At 74.6% G+C, this 15,981-nt stretch carries 16 protein-coding genes; 7 read left to right on the top strand and 9 right to left on the bottom strand.

Annotation, left to right across the window (positions count from 1 at the left end):
• Positions 1-95 precede the first annotated feature (95 nt).
• The 3 genes from AC6H2I_RS24115 to cysE all read right to left on the bottom strand — a co-directional run bounded on the left by AC6H2I_RS24115 (position 96) and on the right by cysE (position 2,509).
• Complete coding sequence (locus AC6H2I_RS24115) at positions 96-1,220, bottom strand: cysteine desulfurase family protein (protein WP_497503307.1); 1,125 nt, start codon at positions 1,218-1,220, stop codon at positions 96-98.
• 20 nt (positions 1,221-1,240) lie between these two features.
• A complete protein-coding gene (locus tag AC6H2I_RS24110) occupies positions 1,241-1,726 on the bottom strand; it encodes an Rrf2 family transcriptional regulator (protein ID WP_497503306.1) in 486 nt (161 codons plus the stop codon).
• Positions 1,727-1,801: 75 nt separating this feature from the next.
• A complete protein-coding gene (gene cysE / locus AC6H2I_RS24105; protein WP_497503305.1) occupies positions 1,802-2,509 on the bottom strand; it encodes a serine O-acetyltransferase in 708 nt (235 codons plus the stop codon).
• 284 nt (positions 2,510-2,793) lie between these two features.
• Between cysE and AC6H2I_RS24100 the strand changes: the two genes are divergently transcribed.
• Positions 2,794-3,456, top strand: a complete 663-nt coding sequence (locus AC6H2I_RS24100; protein WP_497503304.1) for an alpha/beta hydrolase — start codon at positions 2,794-2,796, stop codon at positions 3,454-3,456.
• A gap of 16 nt (positions 3,457-3,472) precedes the next feature.
• Here the strand turns inward: AC6H2I_RS24100 and AC6H2I_RS24095 are convergent, their stop codons facing one another.
• The 3 genes from AC6H2I_RS24095 to AC6H2I_RS24085 all read right to left on the bottom strand — a co-directional run bounded on the left by AC6H2I_RS24095 (position 3,473) and on the right by AC6H2I_RS24085 (position 5,299).
• Positions 3,473-4,012 carry a nitrogen fixation protein NifQ gene (locus tag AC6H2I_RS24095; RefSeq protein ID WP_497503303.1) on the bottom strand — a complete coding sequence of 180 codons (540 nt, stop codon included), beginning with the start codon at positions 4,010-4,012 and terminating at the stop codon, positions 3,473-3,475.
• Positions 4,013-4,115: 103 nt separating this feature from the next.
• The gene (locus tag AC6H2I_RS24090; protein ID WP_497503302.1) at positions 4,116-4,565 is read right to left on the bottom strand and encodes a winged helix-turn-helix domain-containing protein; all 450 of its coding nucleotides are present in this window, start codon (positions 4,563-4,565) and stop codon (positions 4,116-4,118) included.
• Between the two features lie 239 nt (positions 4,566-4,804).
• Positions 4,805-5,299, bottom strand: coding sequence for an SRPBCC family protein (locus AC6H2I_RS24085; RefSeq protein WP_497503301.1), 495 nt, complete (start codon positions 5,297-5,299; stop codon positions 4,805-4,807).
• 119 nt (positions 5,300-5,418) lie between these two features.
• Between AC6H2I_RS24085 and AC6H2I_RS24080 the strand changes: the two genes are divergently transcribed.
• The 4 genes from AC6H2I_RS24080 to AC6H2I_RS24065 all read left to right on the top strand — a co-directional run bounded on the left by AC6H2I_RS24080 (position 5,419) and on the right by AC6H2I_RS24065 (position 10,045).
• Positions 5,419-6,210 (top strand): ABC transporter ATP-binding protein, encoded by a 792-nt coding sequence (locus tag AC6H2I_RS24080; RefSeq protein WP_497503300.1) that lies wholly within the window; start codon positions 5,419-5,421, stop codon positions 6,208-6,210.
• On the top strand, positions 6,204-6,941 hold the full coding sequence (locus tag AC6H2I_RS24075; RefSeq protein ID WP_497503299.1) for an ABC transporter permease subunit: 738 nt from the start codon (positions 6,204-6,206) through the stop codon (positions 6,939-6,941). Before AC6H2I_RS24080 ends, AC6H2I_RS24075 begins: the two co-directional genes overlap by 7 nt.
• A 10-nt stretch (positions 6,942-6,951) precedes the next feature.
• Positions 6,952-8,901, top strand: a complete 1,950-nt coding sequence (locus AC6H2I_RS24070; RefSeq protein ID WP_497503298.1) for a GldG family protein — start codon at positions 6,952-6,954, stop codon at positions 8,899-8,901.
• A 64-nt stretch (positions 8,902-8,965) separates the two neighbouring features.
• Positions 8,966-10,045, top strand: coding sequence for a DUF4340 domain-containing protein (locus AC6H2I_RS24065; protein ID WP_497503297.1), 1,080 nt, complete (start codon positions 8,966-8,968; stop codon positions 10,043-10,045).
• 12 nt (positions 10,046-10,057) lie between these two features.
• Here AC6H2I_RS24065 and AC6H2I_RS24060 read toward each other — a convergent pair whose 3' ends face one another.
• Entirely contained in the window at positions 10,058-11,362 is a 1,305-nt protein-coding gene (locus tag AC6H2I_RS24060; protein ID WP_497503296.1) for a hydroxyacid-oxoacid transhydrogenase, read from the bottom strand.
• A 234-nt stretch (positions 11,363-11,596) separates the two neighbouring features.
• On the opposite strand from AC6H2I_RS24060, the gene AC6H2I_RS24055 reads away from it, so the two are divergent.
• Positions 11,597-12,739, top strand: coding sequence for a multicopper oxidase domain-containing protein (locus tag AC6H2I_RS24055; RefSeq protein WP_497503295.1), 1,143 nt, complete (start codon positions 11,597-11,599; stop codon positions 12,737-12,739).
• A gap of 29 nt (positions 12,740-12,768) precedes the next feature.
• On the opposite strand, the gene AC6H2I_RS24050 is transcribed toward AC6H2I_RS24055, so the two are convergent.
• Together AC6H2I_RS24050 and AC6H2I_RS24045 are read right to left on the bottom strand one after the other, a co-directional pair.
• Positions 12,769-13,926, bottom strand: a complete 1,158-nt coding sequence (locus tag AC6H2I_RS24050; protein WP_497503294.1) for a DUF5666 domain-containing protein — start codon at positions 13,924-13,926, stop codon at positions 12,769-12,771.
• A complete protein-coding gene (locus AC6H2I_RS24045) occupies positions 13,920-14,756 on the bottom strand; it encodes a DUF6502 family protein (RefSeq protein WP_497503293.1) in 837 nt (278 codons plus the stop codon). Before AC6H2I_RS24045 ends, AC6H2I_RS24050 begins: the two co-directional genes overlap by 7 nt.
• Positions 14,757-14,993: 237 nt before the next feature.
• On the opposite strand from AC6H2I_RS24045, the gene AC6H2I_RS24040 reads away from it, so the two are divergent.
• A complete protein-coding gene (locus AC6H2I_RS24040) occupies positions 14,994-15,824 on the top strand; it encodes a hypothetical protein (RefSeq protein WP_497503292.1) in 831 nt (276 codons plus the stop codon).
• The last annotated feature ends 157 nt before the right edge of the window (positions 15,825-15,981 follow it).

Here is a 15,981-nt window from a genome sequence, read left to right as displayed (position 1 = left end):
GCGTCGCCCGCCCGGCGGCGCCACCCGGCGCCCGTTCCGGCGGGTCATACCGGCATCGGGCGCGCGACGCAACGACAACGATCCGGCCTGCGCCCTCACGCCGCCCCCGGCGGGCCGAGGCGGCGCGCCATGGCGACCCAGGCGTCGAGAAACCGTTCGACGTCGTCCGCCGTCGTGGTCCAGCCCAGGCTGACGCGCACCGCCGCCGCCGCCGCGTCGGCCCCGGCCCCCATGGCCGTCAACACGTGGGACGGCCTGACCGTGCCGCTGGAACAGGCCGAGCCGGAGCCCACGGAGACGCCCGCCAGGTCGAGCGCCATGAGCTGGGTCTGGGCCGGGACGCCGGGCAGGGCCAGGCAGCAGGTGGTGGCCACCCGCCGCGCCGCCGCGCCGAACACCCGGGCCCGCGGCACCGCCGCCAGGGCGCGGACCTCCAGCGCGTCGCGCAGCGCGCCGAGCAGGCTGGTGCGGGCGTGGTCGCCGGCGGCGTCGCGCGCGTCCGCCGCCGCCGCGCCGAAGCCGGCCAGGCCGACCAGGTTCTCGGTGCCGGCGCGCCGCCGCCGTTCCTGGCCGCCGCCGTGCACCAGCGGCCGCGGCTCCACCCCCGCGGCCAGCACCAGGGCGCCGGCCCCGGCGGGGCCGCCGATCTTGTGCGCCGACAGGGTCATGAGGTCGGCGCCGAGATCCGCCATCGACAGGGGGAGGCGCCCCGCCGCCTGCACCGCGTCGGTGTGCAGGAGTCCGCCACGGGCGTGGACCGCCGCGGCGACCTCCGCCACCGGCTGCACCACCCCCGTCTCGTTGTTCACCAGCATCAGCGAAACCAGGGCCGGCGCCGCCTCGGCGTCGAGGCGCCGGATCAGCGCCTCCAGGTCCACCACCCCGTTGCGGTCGACCGGCAGCGCCGCCCCGGCGGGGGCGGCCGCCAGGACGGACTCGTGCTCCACCGCCGACACCAGCAGGCGGTGCCCGGGGAAACCGCGCAGGGCCAGGTTGTTGGCCTCGCTGCCGCTGCCGGTGAACACCACCCGGTCCGGCGCGGCGCCGGCGAGGGCGGCCACCGCGGCGCGGGCGTCCTCGACGGCGCGCCGCGCCGCCCGGCCATGGGCGTGCACCGAGGACGGGTTGCCGACCAGATCCATGGCCGCGGCCATCGCCCGCCGGGCGGCGGGCCGCAGGGGCGCCGTGGCGTTGTGGTCGAGATAGACGGGGGGCGGCATCGCGCGCGGGCCGCCGTCCCTCACTCGGCCGCGACGGCGGCGCTGTCGCTGTCGGCCGGGTCCGACGCCTTGGCGGTGAAGGCGCTGGTGCCGATCACCCGGCGCGCCACCACGTCGGCCACGGTGACCGAGCTGAGATACATGTGGATCTGGTTGCCCAGCTCCTCCCACAGGTCGTGGGTCAGGCAGCGCGAGCGGTTGGTGCGGCAGCCCTGGGGGGTGATGTTGGCGCAGCGCGTGGTGCGGATCGGCTCGTCGACCGCCAGGATGATGTCCGACACCCGGGTGGTGTCGGCGGTGTGGGCCAGCAGATAGCCGCCGCCCGGACCGCGCACGCTCTTCACCAGACCGCCTTTGCGCAGCTTCGCGAACAGCTGCTCCAGATACGAGAGAGAGATCTCCTGGCGCTCGGCGATGTCGGCCAGGGCGACCGGGTGGCCGTTGCTGTTGGCCGCCAGATCCACCATCGCCATGACCGCGTAGCGTCCCTTGGTGCTCAGTCTCATGTCTGTCTCTCCCTCTTTGGGGCCGGCACCCGGAACCCTACGGTCCCGGATTGGGCGAGCCCGGGCCGCTTCGTGTCAACAGGGGCCCGCCGGGGCCGGCCGCCGCTCGCGCGCCGCGCCGTCCCCGTCGACCGCCTCGCCGTCGTGCGCGCCGCCGTCCGGCGCACGCTCCTGCTCCAGTTCCTCGACCCGCTGGCGCAGGCTCTGCACCTGGTCCAGCAGGCCGGACAGGGCGCGCGCCACCGGGTCGGGGATGTCGCCGCAGGGGGTGCCGTAGGGCAGGAACTTCGCCGCGTCGGACTTGTCGCGGGGGACGACGACACGGCCGGGGATGCCGACCACGGTGACGCCTGCGGGCACCGCGGCGACCACCACCGCGTTGGCGCCGACCCGGGCGCCGGCCCCCACCGTGATGCCGCCCAGGATCTTGGCCCCGGCGCCGACGATGACGCCGTCCTCCAGCGTCGGGTGGCGCTTGCCCTGGTGCAGCGACGTGCCGCCCAGGGTCACCCCGTGGTAGAGCATGACGTCGTCGCCGATCTCCGCCGTCTCGCCGATCACGACGCCCATGCCGTGGTCGATGAAGAAACGCCGGCCGATGGTCGCCCCGGGATGGATCTCGATCCCGGTCAGCGCCCGCGCCGTCTGCGAAACGACGCGCGCGGCCAGACTCCAGCCGCGCTGCCAGAAATAATGGGCGATGCGATGGGCCAGCAGCGCGTGCAGCCCGGGGTAGCAAAGCGCCACCTCCAGCCGCGATGTCGCGGCCGGGTCCCGGGCCATGATTCCGTCGATTTCTTCGCGAAGATGCTTGAACACCGACTCACTCGCCGTGGTATAGTCCGCGCTCTCTCTCAGGAACGGTTCGAACCCCAGCCCTTCCGGTTGCGCGGGTTGCCCCGGACGACATACCGACGCATATATGATGACCAACCAAAACGGTCAAGAATTGGATTCACAAAAAACGTGGCCCGAACCGCGCAACCACATTAGCGTGTCGCACCGTCCGGGTGCCTCGCGCCCGGTGGTTCGTGTTCGTTCCGGTTCGCGTCAGGATCGTCGCCCCCATGCCTGAAGTGATGATTAACGGCCCTGCCGGTCGCCTCGAGGGACGGTATGTCCACGGCAAGGCGCCCAACGCACCGGTCGCCCTGATGCTGCACCCCCATCCGCAGCACGGTGGGACGATGAGCAACAAGGTGGTCTACACCCTGTTCCAGTCGTTCCTGAAGCGCGGCCATTCGGTGCTGCGCTTCAATTTCCGCGGTGTCGGGCGCAGCCAGGGCACCTTCGACAAGGGCGAGGGGGAACTGGCCGACGCCGCCGCGGCGCTCGACTGGCTGCAGACCTACAACCCGAACGCGGCGCTGTGCTGGATCGCCGGGGTGTCCTTCGGGTCATGGGTCGGCATGCAGCTGCTGATGCGGCGGCCGGAGATCGACGGCTTCGTCTCCATCTCGCCGCCGGTCAACCGGTTCGATTTCTCGTTCCTCGCGCCGTGCCCGTCGTCGGGCCTGATCGTCAACGGTGACCGCGACGAGGTGGTGCCCCAGCCGGCGGTGCAGAAGCTGGTGACCAAACTGTCGGCGCAGAGGGACATCCGGATCGACCACCGAACGGTGGTCGGCGCCAACCATTACTTCGTCAACCGGACCGACGACTTGTCCCGCGAGGTCGACGACTACCTCGACCGGGCGCTCGGCAACCCCCTGGCCGCTGTCGCGGAATAGCGGCGGAAGCCGGGGCTCAGTCCGTCGTGAAGCACGCGGCGCGGTCCTCGCAGTGGTCGCAGTTGGGGGACTTGCACAGCAAGAACCCCTCCCGCGAGCAGAGCTGGCGGTAGAAGAACTTCTTCCACCTCATGTCGCCGGCGTTGAGCGCCGCCAGCGCCGGGAAGTGCCGGCGGAACATCGTGCTCAGCTCGCCGCGGCTGGCGAACCCCATGTCCTGCCACAGGTGTCGCGCCGCCAGCGTGCGACGGGCGACGATGGCGGCCAGCCACTCCTCCTCCTCCGCCGCCCCGGCGCGATGCTCCAGGATGAAGGCGCGCAGGTCGGCCTCCTCCAGCTCGTCGTCGCCGGGACCGGCGCCGTCCGGCAGGGCGGCGACATGGGGCGTCGCCGCCGGCGCGTGGCGCGCCGCCAGCGCGGCCAGGGCGTCGCGGGCGAGGCCAAGCGCCTCGGTGAGCGGCCGGTCGGACTCGGCGAGGGCGTGCGACAGGATGCGGCTGAACAGCACGGCGTCGGGCGGCCCGTCGGGGGCGCCGGCATCGGCGGGTGGGGGCATGGCGGCGTCCCTTCGCGGTGCAGCATGAGCCCTATTTCGCCCAGGTCCGGCGCCACTTTTCAAGCCTGGCGTGGCGCCGCGCGCCCAGTCCGACGCCGCCCCGTCAGCCGTCCCCGGCGGGGTCCTCGCCGGTGTCCGTGCCGGTGTCCGTGCCGGTGTCCGTGCCGGCCTCCGGGCCGGCCGCGGGCGGTGGGCGGGTGAGGGAATCGAGGCGGTCCATGTGCGGCTGCGCCGCATCCAGGGCGGCGCGCTCCATCGCGCGGTAGCGTGCGATCAACTCCTCTCCCAGGGGAGTCAGTTCGGCACCGCCGCCGCTGCGGCCGCCGGCGGTGGCCTTCACCACCGGCTCGCGGAAAAGGCGGTGCATGGTGTCGATGAGCTGCCAGGCCCGGCGGAACGGCATGTTCACGTCGCGCGCCGCGGCGGAGATCGACCCGTGGCGGCGCACCCCTTCGAGCAGGCGGACCTTGCCCGGCCCGACCGAGCCGCCCGCGTAGAGGATGCGCAGGCGCAACCGGCCGCGGCTGTGTTCGTCGTCGTCCGGTCCGCCCATGCGTCTGTGCCCATGCCTCCCCGCCGCCCTGGTCGCGGGCCGCCGTCAGGGGTCCATGGTTGGCCGAGACGGTGCCGCAGCACAAGCCCCGCCTGGGCCGCCGCCGCCCGGTTCGCCGATGCCGGCGGCCCGGCTGCCCGCCGACCCGCTGGGCGGTGACGGCGCGGCCGCCGGGCTGGCGCGTTCTCCCGCCCGCGGCGCGGCCTGTGGCGTGGCTGAGCGTGCCCGCGGCCGTGCCGTCAGCGCGGCGGTGGCGCGGCGGGCGGGGGGCCGTGCTCCATCGTCCATTCCCGTGCCGCCACGGCCTCGCTGAAGCGGGCGAAGAAGCGGTCGGCGTGGCCGGTGGCGCTGGAGCGCACCAGACGGCCGGCCAGGGCGGCGAGCCGGCCACCGACGTCGGCACGCGCCGTGAAGGTGAGGATCGTGTGCCCGCCGGCGGCCTCCTCCAGGGTGACGGTGGCGGTCGCCGCGATGATCCCGGCGAGGCCGCCGCGCCCTTCCCCGGCCAGCCTGTAGAACCGTGGCGGGTCGACGGGATCGACGGTGAGGCGGCTGTCGAAGCCGACCGTCAGCGGACCAACCCGGGCGCTCAGCCGGGCCGCGTACTCGGTCGTGGACAGGCGCGTCACGTGTTCGCAGGCGGGCACGCAGAAGGCCAGCACGTCGGGGTCGCACAGGGCGGCGAAGACCCGCGCGCGGGCGGCCGGAATGCGGTAGCGGCCGGTCAGCTCCATGCCGTCGTCCCCCTGGGAATCCGGCAATTCGACGCAAAATGATGCTTGAGCTCGCGTGCCTCTCGCGATAGGCCCCAAGGGGCGGATGGGATGGGTCCGGACAAGAGGTGGCGACCCCCATGGCGATGATCGTGATCGAGAATCTGGTGAAGCGCTTCGGCCGCGTCACCGCGGTCGACGGCATCAGCGTCGCGGTCGAGCGCGGCACGGTGCTGGGCGTGCTCGGACCGAACGGCGCGGGCAAGTCGACGACCATGAAGATGGTGACGGGATTCCTGGCGCCCAGTGCCGGACGGGTGCGGGTCTGCGGCTTCGACGTGGCGGAGCGGCCCCTGGAGGCGCGCCGGCGCATCGGCTACCTGCCGGAAGGGGCGCCGACCTATCCCGACATGACGCCCCACGGGTTCCTCGGCTTCGTCGCCGCCGCCCGCGGCCTGGCCGGTGCGGCGGCCCGGGCGCGGGTCGACTGGACGGTCGAGCTGCTCGACCTGGGCGCCGTCCTCCACCGGCCCATCGAGACGCTGTCCAAGGGGTTCCGCCGCCGGGTGGCGCTCGCCCAGGCCATCCTTCACGACCCCGACGTGCTGATCCTGGACGAGCCCACCGATGGCCTGGACCCCAACCAGAAGCACCAGGTGCGCGGCCTGATCCGCGCCATGGCCGCGGAAAAGGCGATCGTGGTGTCGACCCACATCCTGGAGGAGGTGGAGGCGGTGTGCAGCCGGGCCATTGTCATCGGCGGCGGCCGCGTGCTGGCCGAGGGCGAACCCACCGACCAGGGGTGGCGGATCGGCCCCTACGTGGCGGCGCCGGGCGGCCTCGACGCGGTGTTCCGCCGCATCACCCTGGGCACCGGCGCCGCGGGCGCCGCGGGCGTCCTGGGCACCGGAGCGGCGGTGGCACGATGCTGACCGGCGCCGGCGCGGTGTTCCGCCGCGAGTTCGCCGGCTATTTCGCAACGCCGGTGGCGAGCGTGGTCATCGTCGGCTTTCTGCTGCTGGCCGGCATCCTCACCTTCCAGGTGGGCGCGCTGTTCGAACGCGGACAGGCCGATCTGAAGCCGTTCTTCGCCTTCCATCCCTGGCTGTACGTGGTGCTGATGCCGGCCGTGACGATGCGGCTGTGGGCCGAGGAGCGGCGGTCGGGCACCATGGAGCTGCTGCTGACCCTGCCGGTCGAGGTGGCCGGCGTGGTGGTCGGCAAGTTCTTCGCCGCCTGGGCCTTCGCCGCCCTGGTCCTGGCCCTGACGGCGCCGCTGTGGATCACAGTGAACGTGCTGGGCGACCCCGACAACGGGGTCGTGCTGGCGGGCTATCTCGGCAGCCTGCTGATGGCCGGCGGCTACCTGGCGATCGGCGCCTGCCTGTCGGCGCTGACCCGCAGCCAGGTCGTCGCCTTCGTGGTCGGCGTCGTGGTCTGCCTGCTGTTCACGGTGGCGGGAAGCCCGATCGTGCTCGACGCGGTGGTCGGCTGGGCGCCGCCGCTGCTGGTCGACACGGTCGCCTCGTTCAGCCTGCTCACCCGCTTCGCCGCGATCGTCGACGGCGTGCTCGACCTGCGCGACCTGGTGTTCTTCGCGTCGCTGATCGCGGTCTGGCTGTTCGCCAACGCGGTCGCCGTCGATCTGCGCAAGGGCGGCTGAGGAGGGAGCGATGAGCCGCACGACCGCCTCCCTGCTGGCCCTGGCCCTGGCCGCCGTGCTGTTCGTGGCGGTGAACGTGCTGGCCGGCGCCACCCTGCGCCACGCCCGCCTCGACCTCACCGCGCAAGGGCTCTACACCCTGTCGCCGGCCACCGTGCGGGTGCTCGCGGCGGTGGAGGAGCCGGTGACGCTGCGCCTGTACTTCTCCGAGCGCCTGGCCGGCGAGGTGCCGGCGTTGCGAACGTACGGCCAGCGCGTGCGCGAGTTGCTGGAGGAGTACGCCGCACGCTCCGGCGGGCGGGTGCGCCTCGACGTGATCGACCCCGAGCCATGGTCGCAGGAGGAGGAGCGGGCGGTGCAGGCGGGCATCGCCGGGGTGCCGCTCGACCGCGACACCGGCCGCCAGCTGTACTTCGGCCTGGAGGGCACCAACGCCGTCGACGGTCACGAGGTCATCCCGTTCTTCCAGCGGGAGCGGGAGGCGTTCCTCGAGCACGACCTGACCCGCATGGTCCACACTCTCGCGGCGGCCCGGCGCCCCGTCGTCGCCATCCTCACGGCGATGCCGCTGGAGCTCGGCCCCGGCGGGATGGCGGCGGCGCTGCGCGACGGCGCCCGTCCGTACGGAGTCCTGACGGCGTTGCGCGCCCTGTTCGACGTGCGCCTGCTGCCGCCCGACGCGGTCGCCGCCAAGGCCGCCATCGACGCCGGCATCGACGCCGACGTGGACGTGCTGGTGGTGGCGCGGCCGCGCGGCCTGGCGCCGCGCGCCCTCTACGCCATCGACCGGTTCGTGGTCGAGGGCGGGCGCACCCTCCTGTTCGTCGACCCCTGGGCGGAGAGCGCCGCCGGGCCGCCGCCGGGGGACCCGGCCTTGGCGGCGGACGCCACGGCGGCGCTGCCGGATCTGTTCGAGGCCTGGGGCATCGTCATGGACCCCGCGACCTTCGTGGCGGATTCCCGGCTGGCCATCCCGGTCAGCACGGGGCGGCGCACCGTGCCCTACCCGGCATGGCTGTCCCTGGGCGCGGGGGAGCGCGACCGCGGCGACGTGGTGACCGCCGACCTCGGCGCCGTCAACCTCGCCTCGGCCGGAAGCCTCTCGGCCCGGGAGGGGGCGGCGGTGGCGGTGACCCCCCTGCTGACCTCCTCTGCGGCCGGCCAGCGCGTTCCGACGGCGCGTCTCGCCGGGCCGCCCGACCCGGAGGGGCTGGCGGCGGCGCTGGGACCGGGAGACGGCCCCCACACGCTCGCCGCGCGCGTCGCCGGGACGCTGTCCTCCGCCTTTCCCGACGGGCCGCCCGCGCCGCGGTCCGGGGCGGATCCCACCGCGGCGGCCGCCCCCGCCGACGGGCTGGGCGCCGAGCGGCCGGAGGCGGGCGCCCCGGCGGCGCCCGGCGAGCGCCCGGCCAACCTCATCGTCGTCGCCGACAGCGACCTGCTGGAGGACCGCTTCTGGGTCGACCAGCAAACCGTGCTGGGGCAGCGCATGGCGGTGCCGTTCGCCGGCAACGGTGACTTCGTGGTCAACGCCGTGGAGAACCTCGCCGGGGCCGCCGACCTGATCGGCCTGCGCGGGCGGGCCGGCTCCGACCGGCCCTTCGTTCTGGTGCAGGCGATGCGGCGTGCCGCCAACCAGGCGATGCTGGCCCGCGAGCGGGAGCTGGAGGCCGACCTGCGCGAGACCGAGGCGCGCATCGCCGATCTCCAGGGCACGGCCGCGGCGCCGGCCGGGGCCCTCCTGAGCGCGGAGGAGCAGGCCGCCATCGAGCGGTTCCGGGGCGAGGTGCTGCGCATCCGCAAGGAGCTGCGCGCCGTCCAGCACACCCTGAACCGGGACATCGACACCCTGGCGGCGACGGTCAAGGCGGTGAACATCGTCGGCGTCCCGGCGCTGGTGACGGTGCTGGCGGTCGGGCTGGCGCTGTGGCGCCTCCGCCGCCGCGGCGCCGTGGGGTAGCGAGGGTGGCGGGGGGTAGGGCCGCGGGGGTCCGGCAGGGCGGAGCATGGCAGAGGAGGGGGCGATGCGCAGGCGATCCCTGGTGATCCTGGCGGTCACGACCGCCGCCACCGTGGCCGCGGCGGCGCTGGCCGTCCACCGCCGGCCGGGGACGGACGCGGCCCGGCCGCCCGCTCCCCTGTTCCCCGGTCTGGCGGCGCGGATCAACCAGGTCGCCCGCATCGAGGTGGTCTCCTCCGCCGCGGCGGTGACGTTGGCGCGGGCCGGCGACGGGCCATGGATGGTGGCGCAGAAGGACGGCTACGCCGCCGACGCCGACCGGGTGAAGGGGCTGGTGATCGCCATGGCCGGGTTGCAGGCGGTCGGGCCGCGCACCGCCCGGCCGGCGTTGTATCCGCGCATCGGGGTGGAGGACGTGGCGCCCGGCGCCGGCTCGGTGCGGATCGTCCTGGCTGGTGGCGACGGCAAGGCGATGGCCGACCTGCTGGTCGGCAACCGCGCCGCCGGCGCCGGCGGGGGCGACGGGGGCGGCGACGGGAGCGCCGTCTATGTGCGCAAGCCGGGGGACGCGCGGGCGTGGCTGGCACGCGGTTCCCTGAGCCCGCCCGTGGCGGAGCCGCTGCGCTGGATCGACCGGCGGCTGCCCCGGGTCCCGCCCGGGCGGGTGGCGTCGGTGGAGATCCGTCAGCCCGACGGGGCGGCGGTGGTCCTGTCGCGGCCCGACCCGGGGGAGCCGGAGTTCGCGGCGGCCGGCCTGCCGGACGGGGCGCTGCCCCGCCGGGCGGCCGTGGAGGGCACGGTCGCGGCCCTGGCGGCGCTGTCGTTCGAAGACGTGCGGCGGGCCGATCCCGCGCTCTTCGCCGATGCCCCCGCCGCCATCGTCCGCACCGTCGACGGGGTGGTGCTGACGGTGCGCACGGCGGTCCACGAGGACGCCAGCTGGATCGTCCTGGCCGCCTCCTACGATCCCGCCGTCACGGTGGACGGCGACGCCGGAAGCGCCGCCGCGGGCCGGCTCGGGCCGGCGCAGGCCCGGGCGCAGGCCGAGGCGTGGCAGCAGCGCTTCTCGGGCTGGGCCTACAGGGTGTTCGACGCCGACGCCGACCGTTTCCGCCGGCGGCCCGCGGGATTCGTCGCGGGGTAGCCGCCGCGACGCTCACCAATAGGCCATCGCATCGGCGTAGAGGGCGCGGAGATCGGCCTCCTCCACCGGGCAGGGGGCGATCGCCAGCAGGCGCTGCTGGGCCATGGCTCCGCGGGCCAGGGCCGGGATGTCGCCGTCACTGTAGCCCAGCGCCGACAGGCCGTTGGGCAGCCCGGTCGCGCGCATCAGGGCGATGAGGCGGTCGGCGAGCGCCGCCCCGGCATCGTCCGGCCGGTCCGCGGGATCGCCGCCCAACGCCTCGGCGGCGCGGCGGTGGGCGTCGGGCGCCGCCGGCCCGGTGAAGCGGAAGGCGGCGGGGGCGTTCAGCACCACCGACAGGCCGTGGGGCACCATGGGCGCCGCCGCCTCGTAGCCGGCGGCGCGGTAGCTGTGGTTCATCCCGGCGACGGCGTAGGACATGGCGTGGGGGATGTGCACCCCGGCGTTGCCGAAGGCCAGGCCGGCCAGGGTCGCGGCGAACATCAGGGCGTCGCGCGCCGCGCGGTCGTCCGGGTCGCGCACCGCCCGCTCCAGGTGCGCGCCGCCCAGACGGATCGCGTGCAGGCTGCCGATGTCCGACCACGGGTTGGCCCCCTGGTAGGGCGGCCGGGCGGCCGGCGCCTCCGGCCGCGGCCGGCTGCGGAAGGGACGCGCCGTGTGGGATTCGATGGCATGGGTCAGCACGTCGAAGCCGGTGGAGGCGACGACCCCGGCCGGCAGGCTGTAGGTGGTGGTGGGGTCGACCACCGCCAGGGTGGGGCGCAGGTGGCGCGACGAGATGCCCGTCTTCACCTGCCGCTCCCCATGGTCGAAGATCGCCACACCGGTGGTTTCGCTGCCGGTGCCGCAGGTGGTGGGGCAGGCGATGTGCGGCTTCACCGGGCCCGGGACCGGCTGGCCCTCGCCCAGCGGCCGGTTCACGTAGGTCAGGAAATGGGCGGGGTGGGTGGCGTAGAGGTTCGCCGCCTTGGCGGTGTCGATGACCGAGCCGCCGCCGATCGAGACGAAGCCGTCGAAACAGCCGTCGCGCGCGAAGGCCGCGGCCTCCAGGAAGGAGTCGCTGGTCGGCTCGACCCGGCAGCGGTGGAAGATGCCCACCTCCAGCCCCTCCTGGGTCAACCCGTCCAGGGCGGCCTGGAAGGGCGCGGTGTCCATCACGTTGGGTTCGGTGAACAGGGCGACCCGCCGCATGCCCAGCGCACGGGCGTCGGCCCCGATCTCGGCCAGCATGCCCGGGCCGAACTTCATCGACGCGGTTTCCACGGTGAATCCCCGCTCGCCGGAGGGGGGCAGGGGATGGGCATGGGCGCGTGGCATGGGGGTCCTCCCTGGCGGGTGCCGCGTGACGGGCATTGTTCGTGTTGCCAGCCATGGGAGCCCGGGAACCGGCGCCTGTCAATCGGTCCCGCGGCCGGGCCGGACGTGGCCCAGGGCACCGCGTGCGGTTCTTCTTGACGGGGGAAATTATCCCACGCACCCTTGAGGTGAGATGTGGGAAAAATACCCACGTACACCAACGCCGCCGCGCCCCACACAGAGGAGACCGCCGTCATGACCGTCCGCAGCGCCATCAAACGCCACGCGCCCCCGTCGTCCGCCGCCCTGCCGCTGGGACGCCGCGCCCTGCTCGGGGCGGTTCTCGGAACCGGCGGACTCGGCGTTGCTATTCCCGCCGCCGCCGCCATGGGCGATGCCGTCCGGGCCGCCGGCGGTCAGACCGGCCACACCGGCCACACCGGCCATGTGCCCGGCCGACCGGCCGGGGCCGGCCTGCTGTGTGCGGAGGACTGGGACGGCCAGGCGATCGACGCCCACGCCATGCTGACGGACTGGGACACCGGCGTGGTGTCGCGCGACCGGGAGGGCCGGCGGGTCCGCGAGTTCACCGTCACCGCCCTGGAGAAGGTGATCGAGATCGCTCCCGGCGTCCTGTTCCCGGCCTGGACCTACAACGGCCGGGTTCCCGGCCCGTCCATCCGGGTGACGGAGGGCGACCGGGTCCGCATCCATTTCACCAACCGCACCTGCATGCCGCACACCATGCATTTCCATGGCATCCACGGCTGGCGCATGGACGGCACGCCGGGCGTCGGCGAGCCGGCGCCCGGCGAGAGCGTGGTCTACGAGTTCGACGCCCACCCCTTCGGCTGCCACCTCTACCACTGCCATTCCGTGCCGCTGGCGCCGCACATCTTCCGCGGCCTCTACGGCGCCTTCGTCATCGATCCCGATCCGGAGCGCCATCCCGAGCACGCGGCGGTGGCCCGGTCGCGCCTGCTGGGCACCGAAGAGAACGCGCGGTGGCAGGAGATGATGATGATCATGAACGGCTTCGACACCAACGACGACGGCGAGAACGAGGTCTATGCGGTCAACACCGTCGCCGACGTCTACCACCGCCGCCCCATTCCGGTGGACGGCAAGCGCCCCATCCGCATCTACCTGGGCAACATGACGGAGTTCGACCTCATCAACTCCTTTCACACGCACGCCAACTTCTTCGACTACCACGACACGGGCACGACGTTGACGCCGACGCTGCGGACCGTCGACACCATCACCCAATGCCAGGGACAGCGCGGCATCGTGGAGATGAGCTACGCCCTGCACGAGCCCGGACCGTACATGTTCCATGCCCACCAGGCGGAGTTCGCCGAGAAGGGCTGGATGAGCCTGTTCGACGTGCAGGGCTGAGCCGCGATCGGCCATCCCGGCGACGGGGGTCAGCGGCCCCCGCCGCCCCCGCCGCCGCCTCCACCGCCGGGGCCGCCTCCTCCCCCCCTGCCGCCCCCGCCCCTGCCACCGGGGCCACCGCCACCGGGGCCGCCACGCCCCGCGGCACCGCCGCGGGGCCCGGCGGCGCCGCGGGACCGGCCGGCCTCCGGCCCGGCCCGCCGGCCGGGAGCCCGGCCGAAGCGGTCGGCCGGGGTCGGCGCCCCCGGGTCGGGAAGGCTGCGCCCGCCGAGCCCGGCGGCCCCGGACGCCCGCTCCACGTGGAACCGGCCGGCGGCGCTCCAGGTGCCGTCGACCACCACCCGGCTGCCCGGCGCGACGGCGGGCGGGAGGGTGGCGCCGTCCAGCGCGGCGACCAGATCCGGCGGCAGGCGCCCGGCAGCGTCGACGGCCGCTTCCACCGACAGGCGCTCCACCGCCGCGCCGAACGGGTTGAGCGGCGCGGGGGCGATCAGGGTCGGCGCCGGCCGGCCGTGGAACCAGATGCCCTCGACACGCCCTGGCCCCTCCGGCGGCGGCGGCATCCCCGGGGGCAACGCCAGGGCCAGGCCGGCCACCGAGACGCCGCCGGGCGCGGCCGCGAGCGGGCCGCGGAGCAGCCAGCCGCGCTCCTGGGGCCACGGGTCGAGGCGGCTGGCCGCCACGCTGCCGTCGGCGCGCCGCAGGCCGGAGACGGCGATGCTCGCGCCGACCGCCGGCGGGGCGGCGTCGGGCAGCGCGGTGAGGTCGATGCGCTGGCCGAGCAGCGTCAGCTCCGTGCCGTCCGCGGCAACGCCGTCAACCGTGCCGGCCGCCGCGTAGCGCACCTCCACCCTGGCTGCGAGGAGGGTGTCGGTCTGCCACCAGGCGGCGACCGCCACCTGGTGTCCCAGGCGCAGCACGGCGGTATCCTGCGGCCGCCCTTCGACGCTGACCGGCAGCCCCTCCGGGGTGGCGATCTCGACGCCGTTGACCCAGATGCTGCCGAACTGGGTGATGGTGCCGACGATGCCCGCCCCGCCGATCCCCGTCCCCCCGATTCCGCCGCCGTCGCCCGACCCCGACACGCCCGTCCCCCCGATGCCGCCGGGTGCGCCGCGGCCGGGAGCGGCCGGCAGCGCCAGTGCGCCGCCGGCCAGGCCGCGCAGGACGAGGCGGCGGGTCAGCATGGCGGGGGCCCCTCCAGGTCCTCGGCGTAGACGTAGAGGCCGGCGACGAACCGGTGGGTGGCGTCGGGTGCGCCACGGTCCGCCTCGCCCAGGCGGGTGGCCAGCTCGTTGAGACCGACCAGCGTCTCCATCCCGCGCGCCTTGGCCTCGGCGTTGAGCCGGTCCACCGACTCGCGCCGCAGCCCCTGGTGGAAGGCCGCACGTTCGAGAAACGGCGGCTCCGCACCCGACAGGTTGTGGGCGGCGGCGGCGATGTGGTCGGCCACGTTGCGGCCGAACCAGAACGCCATCGTGTCGTGGTCGCCCCGCGGCAGGTGGGCCGCCTCCACCAGTTCCAGGCTGCCGTCCGGCCGCTCGCACACCAGTCCGGCGCGCAGCAGCTCGTCGAGCAGGGCGCGCGGGCGGATGTCCTTGCTGATGGCCTCGACCAGCCCTTCGAAGCTGGGGCCGCCGCCACCGCCCGCACCGCCATCGCCACGCCCGCGCCCCAGGGGCGCCGGCCGGCCGTCCGCGCCGCGGTAGTCGGGATGGCCGATCCAGCGCCCCAGCACCTGTGCGCCCAGCGACGGCGACAGCGCCTCCTGGGGATCGGCGCCACCGCCGCGCAGGCGCGACACGTCCTTGCGGTGCACGCCGGTGAGCAGGGTGACCCGGCTGTCGGTGGTGGGCTTCCCCGGCAAGGAGAACCAGCGCTCCGCCTCTTCCACGTAGGCGGCCTTGAGCAGGCCGGAAAGGCTCGGATAGGTCACCCCGTGGCGGATCAGGATGCGCACCAGCGGGCGCAGCACACGGCGCAACGCCGCCACCAGCGCCGGCGAGGGCGTCGCCACCGCCGCCCGCCGATCCTCTCCCTCGTCCCCTGCCGCCACCCTGGTCCCCCCGGCCCCGCTGACCCCGCGCCGCTCCGGCGTGGGAAAAGAACCCACAACCTACCACGGCGCCCGCCGCCTGACTAGGCGCCACGGGTTCGCATTTCCAATTGACGTGGGAGATTATCCCACGCACCATGGCGGCGTTGCGGGAAAACTTCCCACGACGATACGGCAACGGGAACGGAGGATTCGATCATGGCGAACGGAGCGCATGGGGTGGGCCGCCTGGGCGGCGGGTTCGGCGCCCGGGGCGAGGGCGCCGGCGGCGGGCACGGGCCGCAGCGGCTGGAGGCCGAGGATCTCGAGGCCTGGGTCGACCAGGTGGTGGCGGACGGCGGCGTCACCCTGCCCGACGGCGCCACCACCCGCGTCGAGGCGATCGCCGACCGGCTGGAGGAGCAGGTGGCCGAAGGGGTCGAGGGTCTCGGTCCCTACGAGCGCCTGCTGAACGGCCTCGCCCATACCCTGGAGCGGGTCGCCGAGCACGGCGACCGCGAGGTCGGCGACCGCGACGGCGACGGGGTCGACGACACCGTCGTCTCGTTGGCCATCGACAAGATCGACGGCCTGTTGGACGAGGATGCCGACGACCTGTCCGCCGAGGTCGTCGCCAGCCTCCAGGCCGTTCAGGCGCAGCTCGACGCGGTGTACGCCGACGCGACCGTGGACGACGACGAGCTCGACGTCGTCGCCGCCGCCGCCGCCGCCGTTCAGGCGGTGATCGACGGGGATTTCGCCAAGCTGTCGGACACCGGACTCGCCGCGCTGACCGAGGCCGCGACCGACGCCCGCACCCTGGCCGACACCGGCTTCCTCGCCCTGGACGATGACGAACTGGCCGCCTTCGTCGCGGCCCAGGACGCGTTCGCCGCCCTGGACGACGACGCCACGGCGGCGGAGGTGCACGAGATCGTCGAGGACCTGGGCTCGGAGGTCGCCGGCTTCATCATCGGCCTTGCGGGCGCGGCCTCCGGCGGGGTGGCGCACGCCGCCGCGCCGTCGGCCGCGGACTACCTCCTGGTCTGACCCCGGCGCCGGCGCCGCGGCGACCGCTTTGGCCACCGCGGCGCGGCGCCGGCGTTGCGGCGACCGCTTTGGCCATTGAGCCGCGACGCCGGCGTTGCGGCGACCGCTTTGGCCATTGAGCCGCGACGCCGGCGTTGCGGCGACCGCTTTGGCCATT

The sequence above is a fragment of the Azospirillum sp. NS33 genome, assembly GCF_059703765.1.
Note: the sequence above shows the minus strand (reverse complement) of the source record. Positions and strands in the feature narration are given on the sequence as shown.